3 protein-coding genes are annotated in these 4,060 nt (G+C 62.3%); all 3 read left to right on the top strand.

All coding sequences use genetic code 11. The features are described 5' to 3' along the window. Positions 1-959, top strand: a 959-nt coding sequence (locus ACH4F2_RS35235; RefSeq protein ID WP_398136745.1) for a lipase family protein, incomplete at its 5' end; no start/stop codon positions are given. A gap of 53 nt (positions 960-1,012) precedes the next feature. Then, positions 1,013-2,296: an IS256 family transposase gene (locus ACH4F2_RS35230; protein WP_209923685.1), complete on the top strand. Its 1,284-nt coding sequence runs from the start codon at positions 1,013-1,015 to the stop codon at positions 2,294-2,296. Between the two features lie 1,169 nt (positions 2,297-3,465). After that, entirely contained in the window at positions 3,466-3,768 is a 303-nt protein-coding gene (locus ACH4F2_RS35225; protein ID WP_003943349.1) for a hypothetical protein, read from the top strand. Positions 3,769-4,060 lie beyond the last annotated feature (292 nt).

The following is a 4,060-nucleotide window of genomic DNA, read 5'->3' as shown; positions in this document are numbered from 1 at the left end:
TGTCCGGCGAGATTGCGATGTTCGGACCGATGCTCGCCGCCGGGTACACCGTCGTCATTCCCGACACCGAGGGCCCGGAGGCGGACTTCGCTGCCGGGCCGGAGTACGGGATGCTGACTCTCGATTCGTTGCGCGCCGCCCGAGAGGTCGCGGAGACCGGCATCACCGACGATGCGGAGATCGCATTGATGGGGTACTCCGGAGGGGCGATCGCCACCAACTGGGCAGCGATCCTCGCCCCGGACTACGCCCCCGATGTCGACGACGACCTGATCGGTGCCGCCGAAGCCGGCGTCATGGTCAATCCCGCCACCAATTTGCGGTACGCAAACGGAAGTCTGGGGTGGGGCGGGGTTGTCGGAATGGCGATCGTGGGAATCGGTCGCGCGTACGATATCGACTTCGATCCGTATCTCAACGACTACGGCCGCGAGATCATGGCGCGAATGCAGGACGCGTCGATCGTGAACGCCGGCGCCCAGTACCCCGGCCTGACCTGGCAGCAGATGGTCAAACCCGAGTACGCGGACCCCAATTCGGTTCCCGAGTTCGTCGACGTCGTCAACACGATTAACATGGGCATCGCCCCGATCCCGACCATCCCGATGTTCATCGCCCAAGCCGCCAACGGCATCTTCAACGGAACCCTGCCCGGCGGTCCCGGCACCGGCCCCGGTGACGGCGTCATGGTCGCCGATGACGTCGCAGCCCTCGCCACCCGCTACTGCAATGCCGGCCTCGCCATCCAGTACGACCAGTACGACACCATCGAGCACTTGATCGGTGGCGCGCTCTGGTTGCCCGGCGCTCTGCAGTGGCTCGTCGACCGGTTCAACGGCGCACCCGCCCCGAGTAACTGCGGAAAATTCGCCCCCGGAAATTCCCTCGCCCCGCAAACACTCGTCGCCCCCGGCCATCCCGCATCTGTCTCCCCGACAGGATCGGGGAGTGTTTCTTAAACGGTGTTTCGGCCCGACACGCTGGGTGAATGCCCGGCGAGAAGGGTGCCGTGATGACGACACTGGATGATGTGACGAAGAAGAAGTCGACACCACCGTCGGCCGAGGAGGCGGCGGCAGCGGAGCTCGTGCGCTTGGCGAGAGAGCAGGGCCTGTCGCTGACGGGCCCGGATGGGCTGCTCAAGCAGTTCACCAAGACGGTCCTGGAAACGGCATTGAACGAGGAGATGACCGAGCATCTCGGGCACGACAAGAACCAGGCCAACCCGGATCGGGCATCAACAAATATCCGCAACGGCACTCGGTCGAAGACGGTACTGACCGAGTCGACCGGGCAGGTCCCGATCGAAGTCCCCCGAGACCGCGAAGGGACGTTCGAACCGCAGATCGTCAAGAAGCGGCAGCGTCGGCTCAACGGCGTTGATGAGATCGTTTTATCGTTGTACGCCAAAGGGTTAACGACTGGGGAGATCAGCGCGCACTTCGCTGAAATCTACGGTGCATCGGTCTCGAAGGAGACGATTTCTCGGATCACCGACAAGGTGATCGAGGAGATGCAGGATTGGTCTGCACGTCCGCTCGATGAGGTGTACGCCGCGATCTTCATCGATGCCATCGTGGTCAAGATCCGCGACGGCCAGGTCGCGAACAGGCCGATCTACGCGGCCATCGGGGTGAGCCTGGACGGGCGCCGCGACGTGCTTGGTTTGTGGGCCGGCACGGGCGGCGAGGGCGCCAAGTTCTGGATGAGCGTGCTCACTGACATCCGTAACCGTGGCACCAAAGACGTTTTCTTTCTCGTCTGCGACGGTCTCAAGGGCCTGCCGGAGGTTGTCGAGCATGTGTGGCCGGCCACCACGGTCCAGACCTGTGTGGTGCACCTGATCCGCAACACCTTTCGGCTCTCGGCACGTCAGCACTGGGACGCACTGAAGCGGGAACTGAAGCCGATCTACACCGCGCCGAGTGAGGCAGCGGCGCGGGCTGCTTTCGACGACCTTGCCGAGAACTGGGGCAAGCGGTATCCGGCGATCATCCGGCTATGGGACAACGCGTGGGAGGAGTTCATCCCGTTCCTTGACTATGACACGGAGATACGTCGAGTCATATGCTCTACCAATTCTATTGAGTCGCTGAATGCGCGCTACCGGAGGGCGGTCAAAGCTCGCGGTCATTTCCCCAGCGAGCAAGCCGCGCTCAAATGTTTGTACCTGGTGACCCGTTCGCTGGACCCGACAGGCAAAGGTCAGGCACGATGGATCACACGGTGGAAACCCGCTCTCAATGCCTTCGCGATCACGTTCGCGGATCGTTGGCCCGGATCAGAAACCTACTGATGAAAACGGCCGAAACACCGTTAACGAGATAGTCCCCCCGCTCCCTCTGTGAGCAAGGCAAGAGTCTCGACGCTATCGCCTCCATGCGGGGTGTCGGCAGATCTTCGATCAGCAGAGCGCGTTGACTTCCTCTGGTGGTAGCGGACTTTCACAAATCTGGCGAGAGCACACATGATCGGTGCCGGTCGACTACTCGGTGATGATTGCCCGTCAGCTTTGTCGAGTGTCGGGGTGGGGCGGTATGGAACCGTGGATCGAACCTGGTTGCACCCCTTCGACAGCCGATTCGGTGTCAATCTGGCTTTCCGCTGATCTGTTTGACCTGCTTCGTGAGGTCGCCGAGTGTCATCGCCACTCCAGAAAACGTTTCGGAGTTCTCGCGACGTGGCGGTGGTAGCCGGCCGATGAGATCGGGTTGGTAGGTGTGGGGGAGTGCTGCTCCCGGACTGTCCGCACGCGCCCGGGTTGCTAGTTGGTATCGACCGGGAATCCGACCAGGTGCATACCGGTAATGCGGTTTATGGTGGGAAGTGCGAGGCCGCACGGATATTGACCGCGCACGAAAAGGGCTGTCTGGGTTGTGTGCTCAACGCAGATGGCATCCCACCGCCCCGGCTCGACGTGCAGGGCCGGGGTCCTGGGGGTGTGCGGTCGTTGAAATCGCCGCAGCTGCCTTGTTCGTGCCAAACCATCCATCCGATTCGAGAGCTGTTGCAAGTCAGCATGAGTCGGTCGGAACGTTTCGTCGGACCTCCGTATCGCGGCGAGTCCGCTGCGGCGGCCGATGGGTCCCTGGGGCGGGAAAGTGGAGGCCTGTGTCGACCGGACGACTCTTGAGTGGATGATCGTCGATAAGTAGCGGGTGTGTGAGCAGTGCCCATTGGCATACCAACCTCTTCCGGCGGCGGAGTGCGGGTCCTGCGGAGGTCGGGGGTGTGCAGGCTGGGATGGCGGTACGCGCAAGGCTTCGAGCATGCCGAGGGAATGCTGATGGTGCTGCACGGTATCAGTGAGGATCGAGGTGTTTGAGGTGTTTGAGGTGTTCGAGGTGTTCGTCGAGCAGTCTCGGCAATGCAGTATTCGGCTGACGGTGCTCGCGGCCGAGGTGGTGGATACGCTCCCCACGCGGTAGAAGTAGGTGAGGGGTGCAGGGGAGGAATGTGAGGGCGATGCAGGTGGACTGGTTCGTGTCGGTGCGGGACGAGGAAACCGGTGTCCACCGCTACCGCGGCGGTGCAGGGTTCGACCGTGCGTCGGTGATCGAGCAGGTGATTCGCGCGGGGCGGGACATCGCTTGCCGTGAGGACGGTGCGGTCGTCGGTGTCGTCGGCGAGGTTGTCATCGACGGCACTGCAGTGGGCGCGATCGCTTTCGGGGACCGCGCCGTCAGTGATGAGGAGCTTTGCCGCGAGATCGGTATGCAGTTCGACAGGGTTCGGTCCTCTTCCGGCTTTCGATGGGACGGTAGGTGATCGCGGAGTGGGATGCTTCCCACTGATGTGGGCCTCGTGGGGTTAGGGTGGATGTCAGTTCTTCGTCATGGCTGTGGCAACGGGCTGGTCATGGCTGTGGCAACGGGCTGTCTTTTACCTTGTGCTGTCTGCATGGGGCCTCGATGAGTAGGACTGCACTGTGCCGTTGACGAAGAAGTTCTCGGAAATGTACGACGACGCGCTGACCGCGTTGGCTGCGGCGTCGCAGCGGCCCGCTGCTGTGGTGAATGTGGACGGGCAGTACGCCATTCGTGTGGATCTCGAGTACAAA

This window comes from Streptomyces sp. NPDC017890 (genome assembly GCF_044328675.1).
GTDB lineage: Bacteria > Actinomycetota > Actinomycetes > Streptomycetales > Streptomycetaceae > Streptomyces.
The sequence above is the reverse complement of the archived record's forward strand: the minus strand, read 5'-3'. Positions and strand labels throughout refer to the sequence as shown.

Excerpts from the sequence above, each read along its gene's own strand:
- ACH4F2_RS35225 (WP_003943349.1), top strand. The coding sequence starts at position 3,466 with ATGCAGGTGGACTGGTTCGTGTCGGTGCGGGACGAGGAAACCGGTGTC.
- ACH4F2_RS35230 (WP_209923685.1), top strand. The coding sequence starts at position 1,013 with ATGACGACACTGGATGATGTGACGAAGAAGAAGTCGACACCACCGTCG.